This window comes from Pseudomonas sp. Pdm06, assembly GCF_014851795.1.
Lineage (GTDB): Bacteria > Pseudomonadota > Gammaproteobacteria > Pseudomonadales > Pseudomonadaceae > Aquipseudomonas > Aquipseudomonas fluorescens_AA.
Map to the genome: position 1 here is coordinate 72273 of NZ_JACVAH010000006.1, position 17716 is coordinate 89988.

Below are 17716 nucleotides of genomic sequence, written 5' to 3' on the forward strand. Positions count from 1 at the left end.
ATTGAAACGTTCATAGTTGCCTCCAGAGGATTTTATAGGGCGGCGATTCATCGCCGCCCGCTTGGTCAGTGCTGTGCGATGAACTCGATAATCGATCGATTGACCTGCTCGGCCGCTTCCATCTGCACCATGTGGCCCTGGCCGGGGAGCACTTCGACCTGGGCATCCAGCCCTTCGCTGTGGGCCGCCGGGATGATTGCGTCGTCGCTGCCCCAGATCACCAGGGTCGGTACGTGACCGGCCTGCACCACATCGCGCAAGTCCACCTGCTGGCGGCCGTCGGCGAACAGCGTCGCTGACAGTTGCCGCAGGGCGGCGTCCACGCCTTCCAGGCGCTTGTACTTGAGCATGTCGTCGAGCATCTGCCGCGTGACCAGCTCGGCATTGGAGAACAGTTGCACCAGTGGCGGCTTGAGGGCGTTGCGGTTGGCCGCTTCGACGAAACCTTGCAGGTAGCCGCCGTTGATCTGCGCGCCCAGCCCGGCGCTGCCGATCAAAGTCAGCGACCGTACGCGCTGGGGCATCAGGCGCGCGGCATTCAGCGACACCGCCCCACCCATGGAATGCCCCACCAGATGCACAGCGTTGATGTCCAGGTGATCGAGCAAGGCCAGCACCACGCCGCTCAGCTCGTCCAGGTCGCCGCGTTGCAGGGTTTTCGACGATTCGCCATGGCCCGGCAGGTCCAGGGCAATGACCCTCCGCCCGACAGCCAGTGCTTCATGGTTGAACAGCCAATTGTTCAGGTCGCCGCCGAAACCGTGCACCAGCACCAACGGCGTACCGCCCTCGCCGCGCTCGAAATAGCGAATCACCCGCCCGTCCAACTCGACTTTCTGCGGTGTCGGGCCGCTGTCTTCATCGGCTGCGTCACCGGGCACGAAGTTGGACTGGAACTGCTCGATGACCGCGTCGATCTCGGCGTCGCTGGCCTCGCCGTCGACGACGATGCCAAGCAAGGCGCCGACCGCCAGGGTTTCGTCCTGGCGGGCAACCTGCCGACGCAGGATTCCGGAGAACGGCGCCTCGACGCTGCTGGAGATCTTGTCCGTCTCGACGTCCATCACTTCATCGCCCTTGGCGATGGCCTGGCCCTCCTCCTTGAGCCAGGCATCGACCCGGCCCTCGGTCATCGACAGGCCCCACTTGGGCATGGTCAAGGTATGAATCTGGCTCATCAGCGCTTGCTCCACTCGATCACGTTGAGCACGGCTTGCTCGATCTTCGCCGCGTCAGGGATGTACAGGTCTTCCAGGGCATCGGAGAACGGCACCGGCGTGTGCGGCGCGGTGACCATTTCGATCGGCGCCTTGAGCGCGCCGAAGGCCTTTTGTGCCACCAGCGCGGAAACATCGGTGGCCATGGAACAGCGCGGGTTGGCCTCGTCGATCACCACCAGGCGCCCGGTCTTCTCCACGCTTTCGAGAATGCTGTCCTCGTCCATCGGGCTGGTGGTGCGCAGGTCGATGACTTCGCAGTCGATACCGCGCCCGGCCAGGCTGCGGGCGGCGTCCATCGCGGTGTTGACCATGCGTCCGTAGGACACCAGGGTCACGTCCTTGCCGTCGCGCAGGAAGTTGGCCTCGCCAAAGGGGATGGTGTAGAGCTCTTCGGGCACTTCGCCCTGCATGCTGTAGAGCAACTTGTGCTCGCAGAAGATCACCGGGTCGTTGTCGCGGATCGCCTGGATCAGCAGGCCCTTGGCGTCGTAAGGCGATGACGGGCAGACCACTTTCAGCCCCGGAATGTGCGTCCACAAGGACGTGAGCATCTGCGAATGCTGGGCGGCGGCGCGCAGGCCGGCGCCGACCATGGTACGGATCACCAGGGGCGTGGAGGCCTTGCCGCCGAACATGTAGCGAAACTTCGCCGCCTGGTTGAGGATCTGGTCCAGGCAGCACCCGGCAAAGTCGACGAACATCAGTTCGCACACCGGGCGTACGCCGCAGGTGGCGGCCCCGACCGCCGCACCGACGTAACCGATTTCCGAGAGCGGCGTGTCCAGCACGCGCCCGGGGAACTGGTCGTAAAGGCCCTTGGTCACCCCAAGTACACCGCCCCAGGCGTCGTTTTCACCGGGTGCGCCAGCCCCACCGGCCACGTCCTCACCCATGATGAACACGCTTGAGTCCCGACGCATCTCCTGGGCCAGCGCTTCGTTGATTGCCTGCTGATAGCTGATTTTTCTCGCCATGATGGAGTTCTCTATTCTTGTTGTTCAGGAGGGCGTTCAGGGATAGCTGACGTAGACGTCAGTCAGCAGGTCCGCCGAGGAAGGCTTGGGATCGGACTTGGCCTTGTACACGGCGTTTTCAATCAGCAGGTCCACTTCCTTGTCGATCTGGTCCAACTGCTCGACGGTGAGCAAGCCGGCCCGGGTCGTGCGCTCGCGGAACTGCATCAGGCAGTCCTGGTTTTCACGGAAGTGCTTGACCTCGTCGGGGGCCCGGTAGGTCTGGGCGTCGCCCTCGAAGTGACCGTAGTAGCGGGTCAACTTGACCTCGATCAGCGACGGCCCCTCCCCGGCACGGGCGCGTTCGACGGCGGCCCCGGCGGCTTCATGCACGGCAAAGAAGTCGAAGCCGTCGACAGTCACACCGGGCATGCCGAACCCGGCCGCGCGGTCGGCGATGTGATCGCAGGCCACCGACCAATTGGAAGCGGTGGCTTCGGCATAGCCGTTGTTTTCCGCGACAAACAGGCACGGCAGGTTCCACACCGAGGCCATGTTCATGGCTTCGAACACCGCGCCCTCGTTGGAGCCGCCGTCGCCGAAAAACACCACGGCGACGCTGTCGGTGCCCTTGAGCCGGGCCGCCAAAGCCGCGCCGACCACCAAGGGCGCGCCGGCGCCGACGATGCCATTGGCGCCGAGCATGCCTTTCTCGAAGTCAGCGATGTGCATCGAGCCGCCCTTGCCTTGGCAAACGCCGGTTTTCTTGCCGTAGATCTCGGCCATCATCCCGTAGACGTCCACGCCCTTGGCGATGCAATGGCCATGGCCACGGTGGTTGGAGGCAATGCAATCGTCATCGCCCAGGTGGGCCATGACGCCTGCGGCCGAGGCTTCTTCGCCGGCATACAGGTGGACGAACCCGGGGATTTCACCCGTGGCGAACTCCACGTGCAGGCGCTCTTCGAAGGCGCGGATGGTGCGCATCACCTGATAGGCGTGCAGCAGTTGATCGTGGGTGAGCGGTGTCGACATTTTTATTCTCCTGGGGTGTCTTCTTGAAGATTCAGAGGGTGTTGCGGGTGTTCGCGGCCGATGGCCAGCAAACGTTGTTGCGCGGCGTAGGCCAGCACCGCGTTGACATCGATGCTCAGTGGACCGCCGGCATCGAGGGTGACCGTGGGCCGGTCATGAACGTTGAATTCGATTTCCCGCTCGCCGTCCAGGGCCAGGGTGCCGCTGGAGAGCGACAGGCCGTGGGCGACACCGGGTTCCAGGGGGCCGGCGGCGAGCACGCCACAGCCCTGCAACAGGCCCGGCGCGAGCGGCACCAGCAACGCTTCGGGGGATTGCGGGTCCAGGCGCATCCAGGCGCCACCCGGTGCCTGGCGTGACACCGGAAACCACAAGCCGCATAGCGCCGACAGGCCGATGGACTGCGGCTCGGCGAAGGTCACGAACACTTCGGCCAAGTCCTGTGCCCGACTGATGGCCCGGGCGCCGACAAACCGCAGGGGCGACACGGCGACGTCCACCAAGGCGACTTCCCGCAGGCCACGTCCGGCGTCACAAACCAGCAAACGCTTGTTGCGGCGCAAACCGATCTGGGCCGGGACCCGGCCACTGGCGTACAAGCCACCGGCCAGTCCGGCACTGGTGGCTTCGCGCAGTTCGGGAAAGGCGTTGTTGGTGCCGGTGGACAGGGTCAGCAACGGGATGTCCCCCACTTCGGCGGCCACCGCCTTGTGGGTACCGTCGCCACCGAGCACGGCGATCAGCGCCACCTCGCGCTCGGCCATCAGGCGCGCGGCCTGGCGGGTGTCTTCGACGGTCTGGCGCAGGGTCAGGTCGAGGAACTCCAGGGCCGGCCAGTGGCTGCTGCGGGCCTGGCGGCTGTGGCTGTTCTTCAGCACGGCGGCGGCCATGCCAATCATGTCGGTGGGCATCAACACCCGCTCGATGCCGGTGGCACCGAAAGCGGCCAACAGGCGCTGGATCACCGAGACCTTGTCGGTGCTGGAAAACAGCCCGGCATTGGCGGTCAGGCGCCGCACGTCGCGGCCCGATGCGGGGTTGGCGATGATGCCCACGGTCAGTGGCCGGCGGCTCATGGTGCCACCGCGGGAGAAACAGGCGAACGGCCTGGGCAGGAGAACATAGGCACCTCGTTGTTATTATTGGATGACCCGGCGGGCGGGCTCCAGGGGTACAGCAAGGGCGGTGCCAGCTACGGGAAAAGTCCAGGAGACAGCCGGGCCAGAGCGGTCCAGGCGGGATGTTCGATGAGGCCAAGCGAGCCTCGCTGAGACGCTCCATGTCAGCCTGCACGAGGTAACCGCGAGACGCTGAGACGTGGCGTCTCACATCTGCCCGCACAACCCGTCGTGCTTGTCTGCACCCGGCGAACGGCGCTTAATGTGCGCACAACGACAAGAAGCTGAATCGGAGGCCCCTATGCTTTCCGCTCACTCCCGGGCGCACGTGGATTGCGTCAGCCGCGTGGTGAAAAACGCGGCGCAATTGCCTCAACTGCCGGTCCCGGACCTGATCCTCGACTCCTGGCGCCGCTCCCTGGAGCAACATCACCTGGACCCCGGTTCGCTGCAGGGCCCGCGCATCCTGTCCCAGGACGTGCTCAAGCAATGCCGCGAGCGCTCCGAGCTGTTCCTCAATATCGCCAGTGAAGAAGTGGCCCGCCTCCATGGCCGGGTACGTGATGCCGACTACTGCGTGCTCTTGACCGATGCCCAGGGCCAGACCATCGACTATCGGGTGGAAACCACGATCCGCAATGACTGCCGCAAGGCTGGGCTGTACCTGGGCACATGTTGGTCGGAGGGTGAAGAAGGCACCTGTGGCGTGGCGGCGGTGCTCACGGGCAAAGCCCCGGTGACAGTGCACAAGCGCGACCATTTCCGCGCGGCGTTCATTGGCCTGACCTGCTCCGCCGCACCGGTCTTCGACCCCCAGGGCGAATTGCTCGGGGTGCTGGACGTCTCGGCAGTGCGCTCGCCGGATGATCGACGCTCGCAGCACCTGATCCGGCAAATGGTCGTGCAGAGCGCCCGGGAGATCGAGCAGGCGTTTTTCATGAGCAGTGCCCAGGGCTACTGGGTGCTCCGGGCCCATCGCAACGCCGGCTACGTCGACAGCCAACCGGACTTCCTGTTCGCCTGGGACGACGACGGTTGCCTGCAAGCCCTGAACCCGGCCGCCCGCCACTACCTGCTGCAACATTACGGACAGTTGCCGCAACACATCGGCCAGGTGTTCGACCAGCAGCGGCTGCACCGGGCCCGGGACGAAAGCCTCTGCTTCCTCGATCACGCTTTGCATGGCCGCTTGAGCGCCCCCCGCCAGCGGGCCAATCCGCGTCCGCGGGTGGCGATGACGCCGGCCGAGATCGATCCGCGCCTGACCGACAGCCTGCGCCTGGCGGTACGGGTCAAGGATCGCAACCTGCCGGTGCTGATCCAGGGCGAAACCGGTTCCGGCAAGGAAGTGTTCGCCCGGCAGCTGCACCAGGCCAGCCAGCGCCATGATCGCCCTTTCGTGGCGTTGAATTGCGCCGCCATTCCCGAAAGCCTGATCGAAAGCGAATTGTTCGGCTACGTCGCCGGCGCCTTCACCGGTGCCTCGGCCAAAGGCATGCAAGGCCTGCTGCAACAGGCCGATGGCGGCACCTTGTTCCTGGATGAGATCGGTGACATGCCGCTGGCCTTGCAGACCCGCCTGCTGCGGGTGCTGGCCGAGGGTGAAGTGGCGCCGCTGGGGGCATCCCGCCGCAAGGCCGTGGACATCCAGGTGATCTGCGCCACCCACCGCGACCTGGAGACCCTGGTGGCCGCTGGCGAGTTTCGTGAGGATTTGTATTTCCGCCTCGGTGGCGCGCGTTTCCAGCTACCGCCGTTGCGCGAACGCAGCGACCGGCTGGCGCTGATCAATCGAATGCTTGCCGAGGAGTCGGCGCTCTGTGGGGAGACAGTGCAACTGAGCAGCGCGGCGCTGGAATGCCTGCTCGGTTATCACTGGCCGGGCAATGTCCGCCAGTTGCGCCATGTGCTGCGCTATGCCTGCGCGGTGTGCGAAGCCAGTGTGGTCCAACTCAGCCACCTGCCCGAGTCATTGCACCGCGCGGACGCCGCCGATCATGGACCGCAGCCGAGCGCCAGCCCGGAACGCCAGGCGCTGCTCGATGCCCTGGTGCGCCACCGCTGGAAACCCACCGCCGCCGCCCGGGCCCTGGGCATTTCCCGGGCGACCCTGTATCGGCGGGTGCACCAGCACGGTATCGAGATGCCAGGCCGGAGCCCGGCCTGAGGCCTATCGGCGTGCCAGCTCATGACGAACACATTGTTCGTAGTAGGTCTGCTTGACCGCAGCAGGCTTCAGACGCGAAGCGCTGTTGTAAGTCTGCTCGGTAATGCCCAAGGCGGTCATGCGCATCCAGGGCCGGGGAAACTTGCGCACTTGCAGCTTCTTGCGCGCGCCGTACAGGCTGACGCCGGAAAGCTTCGACGCCTGCGCGCCCGCCGCAATGTCCGCACCCCAGCGGCACACCGACTGCTGGTTCTGCGTCAGCGCCTTGGCCTGGGCCCCAAGCGAGACGGCGGCCACGAGAAACGTCGTTACGACCCACATAGAAATACGCATAGGTTTGTCGCCCAACTTTCTGAAAGGAAAGAAGTTTGACTGGATGCAAATGAGCAAGGGGCCAGCACCACTACATCGACTTGTGGCGAGGGAATCTGTGGGAGCAAGGCTTGCCCGCGATGAAGTTCGCGCGGTCTATCTGAAACCGAGTCGTCTGCTTCGCGGGCAAGCCTTGCTCCCACAGATTCCCCTCGCACAAGCAAGCTCGCTCTAGTCATCAACCCGTCTTCGCCTCCTGCAACAACTGCTGGATCACCTGCTCCTGCTCGCCGTAGCGCCCTTCGCCAAAGTGGCTGTAGCGCATCTGCCCCTTGGTATCGATGAAGTAATGGGCCGGCCAGTACTGATTGTTGAAGGCACGCCAGATCGCATACTGATTGTCGATCGCCACCGGGTAGTGGATGTCCAGTTTGCGTACCTGCTCGCGTACGTTATCGATGATCTTCTCGTAGCCGTATTCCGGGGTGTGGACACCGATCACCACCAGCCCGTCCTTTTCATACTTCTTCGCCCAACCGTTCACATAGGGCAAGGTGTGCTGGCAGTTGATGCAGTCGTAGGTCCAGAAGTCCACCAGCACCACCTTGCCCCGCAGTGACTCGCTGCTCAGTGGCGGCGAGTTCAGCCATTGCACCGCGCCGTCCAGCGCAGGCATGGCGCCCTGGGATTCGAGGGCCGGCATAGAGCTTGCGCCGGCCTTGCTCACCACATAGTCAATGACCTTGGGCACGTTCTTCAGCAAGCCTTGTTCCAAGGTGGCCGAGGCTTGGGAGGAAGTCGCCGCCAACAACCGATCGTCCGCCCCGGTGCCAATCGCCACGGCTGCCAGCAACACCACTGCCCCCGTTCCCCGGCGCAACCAGGTGGTGATCGGCAGCGAGAGTTTCAGGCGCCAGACCAGCCCACGCCCGGCCAGGATCAATGTGCCCAGGGACAAGGCACTGCCCAGGCCGTAGGCGAGCAACAACAGGCTGGTTTGTGCGCTGGCGCCTTGCAGCATCGCACCGGTCAGGATCACCCCGAGTATCGGCCCGGCACACGGTGCCCAGAGCAGCCCGGTGGCGACCCCGACCAGCACCGAGGCCACCGGCCCGGCCATCCGCCCGGCCCCGGCGTCCAGGCGATTGCCCAGGCTGACCAGCGGCCGCGCCAGCCAGATGCCGACCCGGCTGAAGATCAATGACAAGGCGAACACCACCATCACCACCAAGGCCACTTGCCGGCCGACGCTGCTGGCGCGCACCACCCATTCGCTACTGACCACCGCCAGGCTGGAGACCAGGGCGAACGTCAGCACCATGCCGCCGAGGGTCAGCAGCACCGAGCCGCGGGAGCGATCGGCCCGGGCGAACAGAAACGGCACCACCGGAAGAATACAGGGGCTGAGAATCGTCAGGATCCCGCCGAGAAAAGCGATCAGAAGCATGGCAACACCTCAATCTAAAAGGCTGACATAGACCCTGTGGCGAGGGAGCTTGCTCCCGCTGGGCTGCGCAGCAGCCCCCGAAATCGACCTGACAACTGGGTACGTCAGGAAAATAAAGGGGCCGCTTCGCGCCCCAGCGGGAGCAAGCTCCCTCGCCACAAAAGCAGGTCAGTTCTGGTTGCTGCAGTTATCGGAAAACTTGCGATAGTCCAGCGCTTGCTCGTGGCCTGCCGAATCCAGGTAGGTCATGTGGGCGTTGACCACGCCGCAGGTCGGCTCGGCGTCTTCGGTAAGGGAAAGCACCTTCTGGATGTCCAGGTGGGTGCCGTAGGTGTAGCTGTGCGCCTGCACGTTGCTTTCGGCCCGGGCCGACAGGGTGCAGATGTTCAGCGCGGCGAAAAGGCAGGCGGCGTAGAGGGCTTTGGTGTTCATGGCGATTCCTCGATTCAATGGGGTTTATCTGCCGAGGCTGCGTTGTGTTGCCTCGATGGGTGCCATTGAATGCCGCGCAGGTATCGCGTCTGTATCGAGCCCGGTGGCTTTTTGCATCGCTGTGTATCCGTCGCGCGCCAGATACACTGCAATACAAACCGCCGCGAGCCGGGCCGGCCGGCGCCTGTAGACTGCTCACAACGAAACGCCGAGGAGCTGGACACCATGGATCATGTCGATCACGTGTTGATAGTGGATGACGATCGCGAGATCAGAGAGCTGGTTGGCAACTACCTGAAAAAGAATGGCCTGCGCACCACTGTCGTCGCCGATGGCCGGCAGATGCGCGCTTTCCTGGAAACCACCCCGGTGGACCTGATCGTGCTGGACATCATGATGCCCGGCGACGACGGCCTGGTGCTGTGCCGGGAGCTGCGTGCCGGCAAGCACAAGGCCACGCCGGTGCTGATGCTCACCGCACGCAACGACGAAACCGACCGCATCATCGGCCTGGAGATGGGCGCCGATGATTACCTGGTCAAGCCGTTCGCCGCCCGCGAACTGCTGGCGCGGATCAACGCCGTGCTGCGCCGCACCCGCATGCTGCCGCCCAACCTAGTGGTCACTGAAAGTGGTCGCCTGCTGGCGTTCGGGCGCTGGCGCCTGGACACCACCGCCCGCCACCTGCTGGACACCGACGGCACCATGGTTGCCTTGAGCGGCGCCGAATATCGTTTGTTGCGGGTATTCCTCGACCATCCGCAACGGGTGCTCAACCGCGACCAGTTGCTTAACCTCACCCAGGGCCGGGACGCCGACCTGTTCGATCGTTCCATCGATTTGCTGGTCAGTCGCCTGCGCCAGCGCCTGCTGGACGACGCCCGGGAACCGGCCTACATCAAGACCGTGCGCAGCGAAGGCTACGTGTTCTCGCTGCCGGTGGAGATCCTCGAGGCCTCGGTATGAGTCTGCCGCTGCGTTGGCCACGGACCCTGGCCTCGAGGTTGTCGCTGATCTTCCTGATCGGCCTGATCCTGGCCCAGGGCCTGTCCTTCGGTGTCCAATACTACGAGCGCTATCAGAGTGCCAAGTCGACCATGCTCGGCAACCTGGAAACCGATGTCTCGACCTCCGTCGCCATTCTCGACCGCCTGCCTGCCGCCGAACGCCCGGCCTGGCTGCCGAAACTCGCCCGGCGCAACTATGGCTACCTGCTCGACGAAGGCCAGCCCGGGCAACCGATGGATCTTGCCGATGCGCCGATCTCGGTCAGTTCGATCCAGGAAGCCATCGGCCAGGCCTATGGCCTGACCTTCAAGCAGATTCCCGGGCCGAAAATGCACTATCAGGCGCTCCTGCGCCTGGGGGACGGCAGCCCGCTGACCATCGACGTACGCCCGGCGATGATGCCCCTCTCCCCCTGGCTGCCGATGGTGTTGCTGGGGCAGTTGGCGCTGTTGATCGGCTGCACCTGGCTGGCCGTGCGCATCGCCGTCGGCCCCCTGACCCGGCTGGCCCAGGCGGTGGAAACCCTCGACCCGAACGCCCACAGCGTCCGCCTGGACGAAAAGGGCCCGACCGAAGTGGTGCATGCGGCCAAGGCCTTCAATGCCATGCAGGACCGCATCGCCGCCTACCTCAAGGAGCGCATGCAGTTGCTGGCGGCGATTTCCCATGACTTGCAGACGCCCATCACGCGCATGAAGCTGCGCGCCGAGTTCATGGACGAAGGGATCGAAAGGGACAAACTGTGGAGCGACTTGAGCGAAATGGAACACTTGGTGCGTGAAGGCGTGGCCTATGCCCGCAGCATCCATGGCGCCACCGAGGCCAGCTGCCGGATCAGCCTGGATGCGTTTCTCGACAGCCTGGTGTTCGACTACCAGGACACCGGCAAGGACGTGCAACTGTGCGGGAAAAACGCCGCCGTCATCGACACCCGCCCCCATGCCCTGCGGCGGGTGCTGGTCAATCTGGTGGACAACGCCTTGAAATTCGGCGGCGCGGCGCAGATCCAGGTGCAACCGGCATCCAACGGGCAACTGGTGATCCAGGTGTTGGACCGTGGCCCCGGGATCAGCGAGCTGGAACTGGCCGAGGTGCTCAAACCGTTCTATCGGGTGGAAAGCTCGCGCAACCGGGAAACCGGTGGCACCGGCCTGGGCCTGGCGATCGCCCAGCAACTGGCGATCGCCATGGGCGGCTCACTGACCCTGAGCAACCGCGACGGCGGCGGCCTATGCGCCGAGCTGCGCCTGGCCTTCGCAAGCTGACACAACCAACAACCTCTGTGGGAGCGAGCTTGCTCGCGATAGCGGTGTATCAGCCGGCGCCTGTTCAACTGACCTGACGCCATCGCGAGCAAGCTCGCTCCCACACTGTTCCGAGGCGTTATACAGATTGATGCCTTACCAATCCCCCTGTGGGGTATTGGATTTGGATGCAGGTTTGTATGTCAGTGTGTCTGCGGATGATGGACATACACAAACTTGCACGATAAGGCGTTGCGGACACACCCCGCTTACACCGGCTTGAAAGACTCCTCGTACCCCGGCGGCTATCACCACCGGGCCTCGACATCCAAGGAGCCTTTACATGCCTACCGCAACTGCATCTCCCCTTCGTTTCCAGGGCTGGTCGCTGTTCAGCCTGCTCGCCGCCCTGGTGCTGTTGATGACCGGGTTGATCCTGGTGCTCAACCCGGACCTCACCGAAGGCGTGCGCAGCGCCATTCGCGCCACGGCTCGTTCGTCCTTCTTCCTCTTCCTGCTGGCCTTCACCGCCTCGGCATTCGCGGTGCTGGTGCCCTCGCCCCTGAGCCGCTCGCTGGTGCGTGAACGACGCTTCATCGGGCTGGCGTTTGCCTTCTCCCATCTGGTCCACGCGGTGCTGATCTACAGCTACGGCCAGCTCAACACCGAGTTCTGGCCCGGCCGCACCACCCTCGGCAACGTGCCGGGCACCGTGGGCTACGTCTTCATCCTGCTGCTGGCCCTGACCTCGTTCAAAAGCACCACGCGCCTGATCGGCTTCAAGGCCTGGAAGCGCCTGCATGTCACGGGTATGTGGGTGCTGGCGGCGATCTTTGCCTACTCCAATTTCAAGCGCATTCCCATGAGCGACTGGTACGTGCTGCCGTTCGGCCTGATCTGCGCCGCCACCGCCATCCGCCTGGTGGGCAAGCTGGCCCAGGCCACTCAGCGCCGCCAACGGCCGCAACACGCTTGAGCCCAGGGAGGCCGATCATGTATTCAAACGTACTGAAAACACTGCACCTGCATCTCGATCAGGCAGGCGCCTGGCTCGCGCCGCTGGGCCTGCGCCTGTTCCTGGCCTGGGAGTTTTTCGAATCCGGCCTGGAAAAATGGAATGGCGAGAACTGGTTCGCCGAGATCCAGTCGGCCTTCCCGTTCCCCTTCGACCATGTACCGGCCCAGTGGAACTGGGACCTGGCGATGTGGGCCGAACTGATCGGCGCCATCGCCCTGTTGATCGGCTTGGGCACGCGCCTGTCGGCGCTGGTGCTGATCGTCGTCACCGTGGTGGCGACCGCTGCCGTACACTGGCCGGCGGACTGGTCGAGCTTGAGCGAACTGGCCCAGGGTTATGCGATTACCAACAAGGGGCATGGCAACTTCAAGCTGCCGTTGATCTACCTGGTGGCGTTGCTGCCGTTGGTGCTGCAAGGGGCTGGGAAGCTGAGTGTGGATGCGCTGCTGAAGAGCGGCCTGCCTCACCCAAGTAAAGCCTGACAAAAAACCCTTGTGGGAGCGAGCTTGCTCGCGATAGCAGTGGGTCAGTCGACGTCACAATGACTGACATACCGCCATCGCGAGCAAGCTCGCTCCCACAGGGGTTGGGTTTAATTGACGGGATGTGGCTGCACGCCAACAACCCCTTGCTCCTGCATCCGCCGCAACAGCGCCACGGCGCTGTCCATGAACTCGAACGAAGCCACCCCCGCCTCCTGCGCCAACGCCAGCAACTGCCCTCGCCCCGCCAACCCGGGATGTTCCTCGATGCGCTGCAAAAGACGCCAGGCCAACGGGCTGAGTTCGGCAAAGCGCACCTCAAACCCAGGCGTGCGCCGCACCAGCAACAGCGTCGGCTGGGCCGGTGGCGTCGAGGGCTGGTAGCCCGGGGCCAGGCGATGCACCGGCCACTGGTACGCCAGCGGCCAGGCCAGGGGCGAGACACGCAGCGGCAGATCGAGCAAGGCGGCCTCATCATGACTCGGCAACGGCTCGGCCTCGGATTGCAGCAGCGCCATCTCGACCCACTCATAGTGCGCCAGCTCCGCCACGAACGGCGGCCAGTCCGGCGATGGATGGGCCGCGAGGTAGGTCACAAACTCCTCGGCGATTTTACCGAACATGGGCGTGACGCAGCGGTGTTCGCGCAGGAACCCGCGCACACAGGCACACCAGGGAGTCTGCCCCAGTACGCTCACCAGCACGGGGAAGGTGCCGCTGAGCAGCGAACGCATGTTTTCGAAGACCAGGTCGCGGTACACCTGCGCCCGCGCCGCGTCCATGCCGGCCGGAACCGGGCAGTGTTCCGGGTCGCGCAGGTAACGGGTCAGCGCCTGTTGCTGCTGATGCAGCGTCTGCCGGGCCTCAGCCATGGGGCACCGCCTGCCGGGTGACGGCCGGGTATTGCAACTGGCGAATCGTCTGCAATTCGGCCACCAGCGCGGCATAGGGCGGGAAGTTGAAGTCCCGTTCGAGCAAGGTCGGCCGCACGCCGAAACGCCCGTAGGCCTGGGCCAGCAACGCCCAGACCTGCGGTTTGACCGGTGCGCCATGGCTGTCGATTTTCAACGTGTCGGACTCATCGTAATGCCCGGCCACATGCATCGCGACCACCCGCTCCGGCTCGAGGCCCGCCAGGAATGCCCGCGGATCGAAACCGTGATTGATCGAGTTGACGTAGACGTTGTTGACGTCCAGCAACAGGTCGCAATCGGCTTCGCGCAACACCGCCCGGGTGAATTCCAGCTCGCTCATGTCTTGTCGGGGGGCGGCGTAATAGGAGACGTTTTCCACCGCCAGACGCCGCCCCAGCACATCCTGGGCCTGACGGATCCGCGCCGCCACGTGATGCACCGCTTCTTCGGTAAAGGGCAGCGGCAACAGGTCATACAAATGCCCGTCATCGCCGCAGTAGCTCAAGTGCTCGCTGTAGAGCGGCACGTTGAAACGCTCGAGAAACCCGCGGACCTGGCCGAGAAACGCCAGGTCCAGCGGCGCCGGCCCACCGAGGGACAACGACAGGCCATGGCACGTCAACGGATAACGTTCGGCCAGCGAATGCAAGGCGGCCCCATGGGGGCCGCCGATTCCGATCCAGTTTTCCGGGGCCACTTCGAGAAAATCGAAATCCCCGGCCGGCGCCTGGCGTAGCTCATCGAGCAAGGCCCGACGCAGGCCGAGGCCTGCCGAGGGTTGAGGTAAATTCAACATGACACATCTCTCTTGGGGGAAACGAGATGTGGAGAGCCTCATGGAACGAACACCCACCCCACAATGGAAACCGAACACCCGTGGCGAGGGAGCTGGCATCAACCCATCAGGCTCACCACCCGGGGCGAATCAGGACTCGATAGCCGCCCCGCACTTGCCTTCGCCACATTTGCCTTCCGCGGTCTTCGCCTGGGCCGACAGGTATTGCTTGGCTTCCGGCAACGAGATGCCGCCGTCGTGGTTGGCGTCGATCTTGTCGAACTCCGCCGCGCGCTCCGGTGCCGCGGCGATGAACTCGTCACGCGAGACCTGGCCATCGTGGTTGGTATCGGTCTTGGCGAACTTGTCTTCGCCGCACTTGCCTTCGGCGGGTTTCTTCACGGTATCGGCTGCCGCCAGGGTGTAGCCCTGGGCCAGATCGTTCATGGTCAAGGCCGAAGCCGCCGTGGAGAGACCCAGGCCGCCGACCAGGGCCAGGCCGAGTACAAGGGACGAATTGCGGGAGAAGTTGAGCATGGGTATTCCTCTGACGATTGACGATTAAGGCGCCAGTCACCCGCACCGAGGCTCGGTGTCGGCTGGCTGGCGTAGTTAATCGCCGGTGTGTATCCGGCCTGTGTCGCCGGCCTGGGCCTTCGTCAAGCAGGTGTATCCGGGCCTGTGCGGTACACACTGCGATACATGCCCGCCCCAACGGGATGTCGCCCTCGAGTGGGCATCACGCTTCAAGGTCCGCACATGACGAAGACAACGCAGCCCGTCGGCCCATTCGTTAACACGACTAAGTAAATCAGCCCATCCGCCGATACAAAACAGGTGCGGGTGAAATCGCTTTTTGGCTGACGACTTATCTTTATGATTGAAAATGCTGGCAACGACTCGACTGTCCTTTCCCCGGGCTCGCCAACCCGTAGCTTCACCCGTCGCACTTTTCCGGCCATCATGCTCCTGCTGTTTGTCATGTCCGCATTGGCGATCGCCGTGTTGCTCAACATCACCGGTACCCAGGACCGACGCGCCCGTGAGCAGAGCCTGTTTTTCGCCCAACGGGCCATCGAGGGGATCCGCACCGGCATTGGCCGCGACCTGAGCGACTATTCCAAGTGGAGCGACGCCTACCGGCACCTGCATGTCCAGGTCGACAAGGAATGGGCCTATGACCAGGAAAACGTCGGTAGCAGCGTGTATTCGCTCTACGGTTACCAGGCGGTGTTTGTCATTTCCCCGACCGGCAAGACCGTCTATTCGGTGATCGATGGCCAAATGAGCGACGTCGATGCCGATACCTGGCTGACCGGCGATCTGCGCGCCCTGTGGAACAAAGCCAGCACCGAGGAAAATCACGACGAAGTGGTCGTCGAGATGCTGCATCACGAAGATGCCCCTGCATTCGTCGCCGTGTCCGCCATCACCACCGGCACGGACAACAGCGTGGCGCAAATTCCCGGCCCGCCCAGCCTGATGCTCTTCGTCAAGGTCCTGGACCCCGGTGCCCTGAAAAACCTGGCGCGGGACTTCGCCCTGCCCGATGCCCATATCGCCAGGACACCAGGCCCAGCCGATACCGCCCAACTGTTGCTCGACAACCTGACCCTGGAGGCCCTGGCCTGGCGACCACAAACCCCGGGCCAGGATCTGCGCAAGGGGCTGCTGCCTTTGCTGGCCCTGGCGCTGCTGGTGCTGGGAATCCTGGCGCTGGCCGTCCTACGCCATGCCTTGGTGATGCTTCGCGCCCAGGAAAGCCAATACGCCAGCCTGCTGGCCCACCGCAAGGCGCTGGAACGCAGTGAAGAACGTTTCCGCGACATTGCCGAAGTCTCATCCGACTGGTTGTGGGAGGTCGATTCGACCGGGACACTGACCTACCTGTCGGAGCGCTTCGAACAAGTGACCGGGTTCAGCCCCACGGAATGGCTGGGCAAACCTCTGCAACGGCTGCTCCACCCCCATGGCGGCTCGATCTCGATTGCCCAATGGCTGCTCGGCGGCGCCAACAGCCTCTCTTCGGCGCCGCTGCTGTGCGAGTACACCGCGCGCAACCAGCGCATCCGCACCTGCAAACTGTCGGTACGGGCCATCGAGGCCGGCACCCTGGGTTTTCGCGGCACCGCCACCGACATCACCGACGAGCTGCGGGCGCTCGCCCAGATCAAGCACCTTTCCTTGCATGATCCGCTGACCGGGCTGGCCAACCGCAACCGCCTGTTCGATTGCCTGCGCGAACACCTGGACCGACCTGATCGCCCGCCTCTGGCGCTGCTGAACCTGGACATGGACCGGTTCAAGCCGGTCAACGACTCCCTGGGCCATGCCGTGGGCGATAAAGTGCTCAGGGAAGTGGCGCATATCCTCCAGCAAAACGTCCGTGGCACCGATCTGGTGGCGCGCCTGGGCGGTGATGAATTTGTCATTGTCATGCCCGACCCCGGCGACGCCGACGATCTCGATCAACTGTGTGAACGGCTGATCGATTGCATGCAACGGCCCATGCACCTGGACGGCAATACGCTGTACCTGGGGGTAAGCATCGGCGTTGCCTGGGCGCAGCCCGGTGACGAACGCGCCGATGAACTGTTGCGCCACGCCGATATCGCCTTGTATGCGGCCAAGGCAGGAGGCCGCAACACCTGGCGCGTGTATGTGGAAGCCATGGGCAACCTGGCCCGCGACCGGCGGCGATACGAGCAGCAACTGCGCGACGCCATGCAGCGGGACCAACTGGAACTGCGCTACTTGCCTCGCTTCGATGTGAGCGCCGAGCAACTGCACGGTTTCGAAGCCCAGACCTTTTGGCACCATCCCGAGAAAGGTGAGCTGGGTGGGGCCGACTTCATACCGGTGGCCGAAACCTCGGGCCAACTGGAAGAGCTGGGTACCTGGATGTTGATCAATGTCTGTGAAGAGGCCGCGACCTGGCCGAGCGCCGTCAATGTCTCCATCGCGGTTTCACCCCGGTGGTTCAACAGCAGCTTCCTGCTCAACCAGGTGCAAGAGGCCCTCGAAGCGAGCGGCCTGGCGCCTCACCGGCTGACCCTGGAAGTGGCCGAAGGGGTCCTGCTGGCCGACCACAAGACCGTCGCCAGCACCCTCCATGCGCTCAAGGACCTCGGCGTGCGGATCAACATCGACAAATTCGGCACCAGCATCGCCTCCCTGCGCGAGGTGCTGGACCAGCCGTTCGATGGCATCCGCTTCGATCGCAACATCCTGTCGCAGCTGGGCCTGGAGGACGACAAGGAAGGCGTCCTGGCGATGATCCGGTTGAGCCGCAGCGTAGGGCTCATGGTCACCGCCGAAGGCATCGAAAACGCCCGGCAATTCAGCCAACTGCGCAACGTGGCCTGCGACCATGTCCAGGGCCCGTACTTCGGTGCGGCACTGGCCCGCTCGGAAATGGCCTCGTTCTTCACCACGCCACGGTGGCTGTAACCCACGTCCCACCGCTATCGCGAGCAAGCTCGCTCCCACAATGGGCGCTGTGGTGCAGGCAAAAGCTCATGGACAACCCCAGCTCCCTGTGGGAGCGAGCTTGCTCGCGATGAGGCCAGCACAGCCCACCTCACACTGCAG

Annotated in this window: 16 protein-coding genes; 6 read left to right on the top strand and 10 right to left on the bottom strand. The window is 64.1% G+C overall.

All coding sequences use genetic code 11. From position 1 onward, the window contains the following. Positions 1–65: 65 nt before the first annotated feature. The 4 genes from IB266_RS12080 to IB266_RS12095 are packed head-to-tail and all read right to left on the bottom strand — an operon-like array spanning position 66 to position 4284. Positions 66–1178, bottom strand: coding sequence for an acetoin dehydrogenase dihydrolipoyllysine-residue acetyltransferase subunit (locus IB266_RS12080; RefSeq protein WP_192261317.1), 1113 nt, complete (start codon positions 1176–1178; stop codon positions 66–68). Continuing rightward, positions 1178–2194, bottom strand: a complete 1017-nt coding sequence (locus tag IB266_RS12085; protein ID WP_060742039.1) for an alpha-ketoacid dehydrogenase subunit beta — start codon at positions 2192–2194, stop codon at positions 1178–1180. The genes IB266_RS12080 and IB266_RS12085 overlap by 1 nt, the downstream gene beginning before the upstream one ends. A gap of 36 nt (positions 2195–2230) precedes the next feature. Continuing rightward, on the bottom strand, positions 2231–3208 hold the full coding sequence (locus IB266_RS12090) for a thiamine pyrophosphate-dependent dehydrogenase E1 component subunit alpha (RefSeq protein ID WP_192261318.1): 978 nt from the start codon (positions 3206–3208) through the stop codon (positions 2231–2233). 2 nt (positions 3209–3210) lie between these two features. After that, positions 3211–4284, bottom strand: coding sequence for an ATP-NAD kinase family protein (locus IB266_RS12095; RefSeq protein WP_103310215.1), 1074 nt, complete (start codon positions 4282–4284; stop codon positions 3211–3213). A 343-nt stretch (positions 4285–4627) separates the two neighbouring features. On the opposite strand from IB266_RS12095, the gene IB266_RS12100 reads away from it, so the two are divergent. Then, complete coding sequence (locus IB266_RS12100) at positions 4628–6493, top strand: sigma-54-dependent Fis family transcriptional regulator (RefSeq protein WP_192261319.1); 1866 nt, start codon at positions 4628–4630, stop codon at positions 6491–6493. 3 nt (positions 6494–6496) lie between these two features. Here IB266_RS12100 and IB266_RS12105 read toward each other — a convergent pair whose 3' ends face one another. The 3 genes from IB266_RS12105 to IB266_RS12115 all read right to left on the bottom strand — a co-directional run bounded on the left by IB266_RS12105 (position 6497) and on the right by IB266_RS12115 (position 8684). Next, positions 6497–6814 (bottom strand): hypothetical protein, encoded by a 318-nt coding sequence (locus IB266_RS12105; RefSeq protein ID WP_412548307.1) that lies wholly within the window; start codon positions 6812–6814, stop codon positions 6497–6499. A 229-nt stretch (positions 6815–7043) separates the two neighbouring features. Next, positions 7044–8252: a cytochrome c biogenesis protein DipZ gene (locus IB266_RS12110; protein ID WP_192261321.1), complete on the bottom strand. Its 1209-nt coding sequence runs from the start codon at positions 8250–8252 to the stop codon at positions 7044–7046. Positions 8253–8420: 168 nt separating this feature from the next. Then, positions 8421–8684 carry a DUF2790 domain-containing protein gene (locus IB266_RS12115; RefSeq protein ID WP_072404435.1) on the bottom strand — a complete coding sequence of 88 codons (264 nt, stop codon included), beginning with the start codon at positions 8682–8684 and terminating at the stop codon, positions 8421–8423. A gap of 225 nt (positions 8685–8909) precedes the next feature. Between IB266_RS12115 and IB266_RS12120 the strand changes: the two genes are divergently transcribed. The 4 genes from IB266_RS12120 (at position 8910) to IB266_RS12135 (ending at position 12436) form a co-directional block, all read left to right on the top strand. Beyond that, the gene (locus IB266_RS12120; protein ID WP_003202589.1) at positions 8910–9650 is read left to right on the top strand and encodes a response regulator; all 741 of its coding nucleotides are present in this window, start codon (positions 8910–8912) and stop codon (positions 9648–9650) included. After that, positions 9647–10957 (top strand): ATP-binding protein, encoded by a 1311-nt coding sequence (locus IB266_RS12125; RefSeq protein WP_192261322.1) that lies wholly within the window; start codon positions 9647–9649, stop codon positions 10955–10957. The genes IB266_RS12120 and IB266_RS12125 overlap by 4 nt, the downstream gene beginning before the upstream one ends. Before the next feature lie 322 nt (positions 10958–11279). Further along, positions 11280–11912, top strand: coding sequence for a ferric reductase-like transmembrane domain-containing protein (locus IB266_RS12130; RefSeq protein WP_092198371.1), 633 nt, complete (start codon positions 11280–11282; stop codon positions 11910–11912). A gap of 17 nt (positions 11913–11929) precedes the next feature. After that, positions 11930–12436 (top strand): DoxX family protein, encoded by a 507-nt coding sequence (locus tag IB266_RS12135; RefSeq protein ID WP_192261323.1) that lies wholly within the window; start codon positions 11930–11932, stop codon positions 12434–12436. Between the two features lie 110 nt (positions 12437–12546). Here IB266_RS12135 and IB266_RS12140 read toward each other — a convergent pair whose 3' ends face one another. The 3 genes from IB266_RS12140 to IB266_RS12150 all read right to left on the bottom strand — a co-directional run bounded on the left by IB266_RS12140 (position 12547) and on the right by IB266_RS12150 (position 14662). Further along, positions 12547–13308, bottom strand: a complete 762-nt coding sequence (locus IB266_RS12140; RefSeq protein ID WP_192261324.1) for a DUF2063 domain-containing protein — start codon at positions 13306–13308, stop codon at positions 12547–12549. Further along, positions 13301–14146 carry a DUF692 domain-containing protein gene (locus tag IB266_RS12145; RefSeq protein ID WP_192261325.1) on the bottom strand — a complete coding sequence of 282 codons (846 nt, stop codon included), beginning with the start codon at positions 14144–14146 and terminating at the stop codon, positions 13301–13303. Before IB266_RS12145 ends, IB266_RS12140 begins: the two co-directional genes overlap by 8 nt. A 129-nt stretch (positions 14147–14275) precedes the next feature. Next, a complete protein-coding gene (locus IB266_RS12150) occupies positions 14276–14662 on the bottom strand; it encodes an EF-hand domain-containing protein (RefSeq protein ID WP_192261326.1) in 387 nt (128 codons plus the stop codon). 339 nt (positions 14663–15001) lie between these two features. Between IB266_RS12150 and IB266_RS12155 the strand changes: the two genes are divergently transcribed. Beyond that, complete coding sequence (locus IB266_RS12155) at positions 15002–17575, top strand: EAL domain-containing protein (RefSeq protein ID WP_192261327.1); 2574 nt, start codon at positions 15002–15004, stop codon at positions 17573–17575. The last annotated feature ends 141 nt before the right edge of the window (positions 17576–17716 follow it).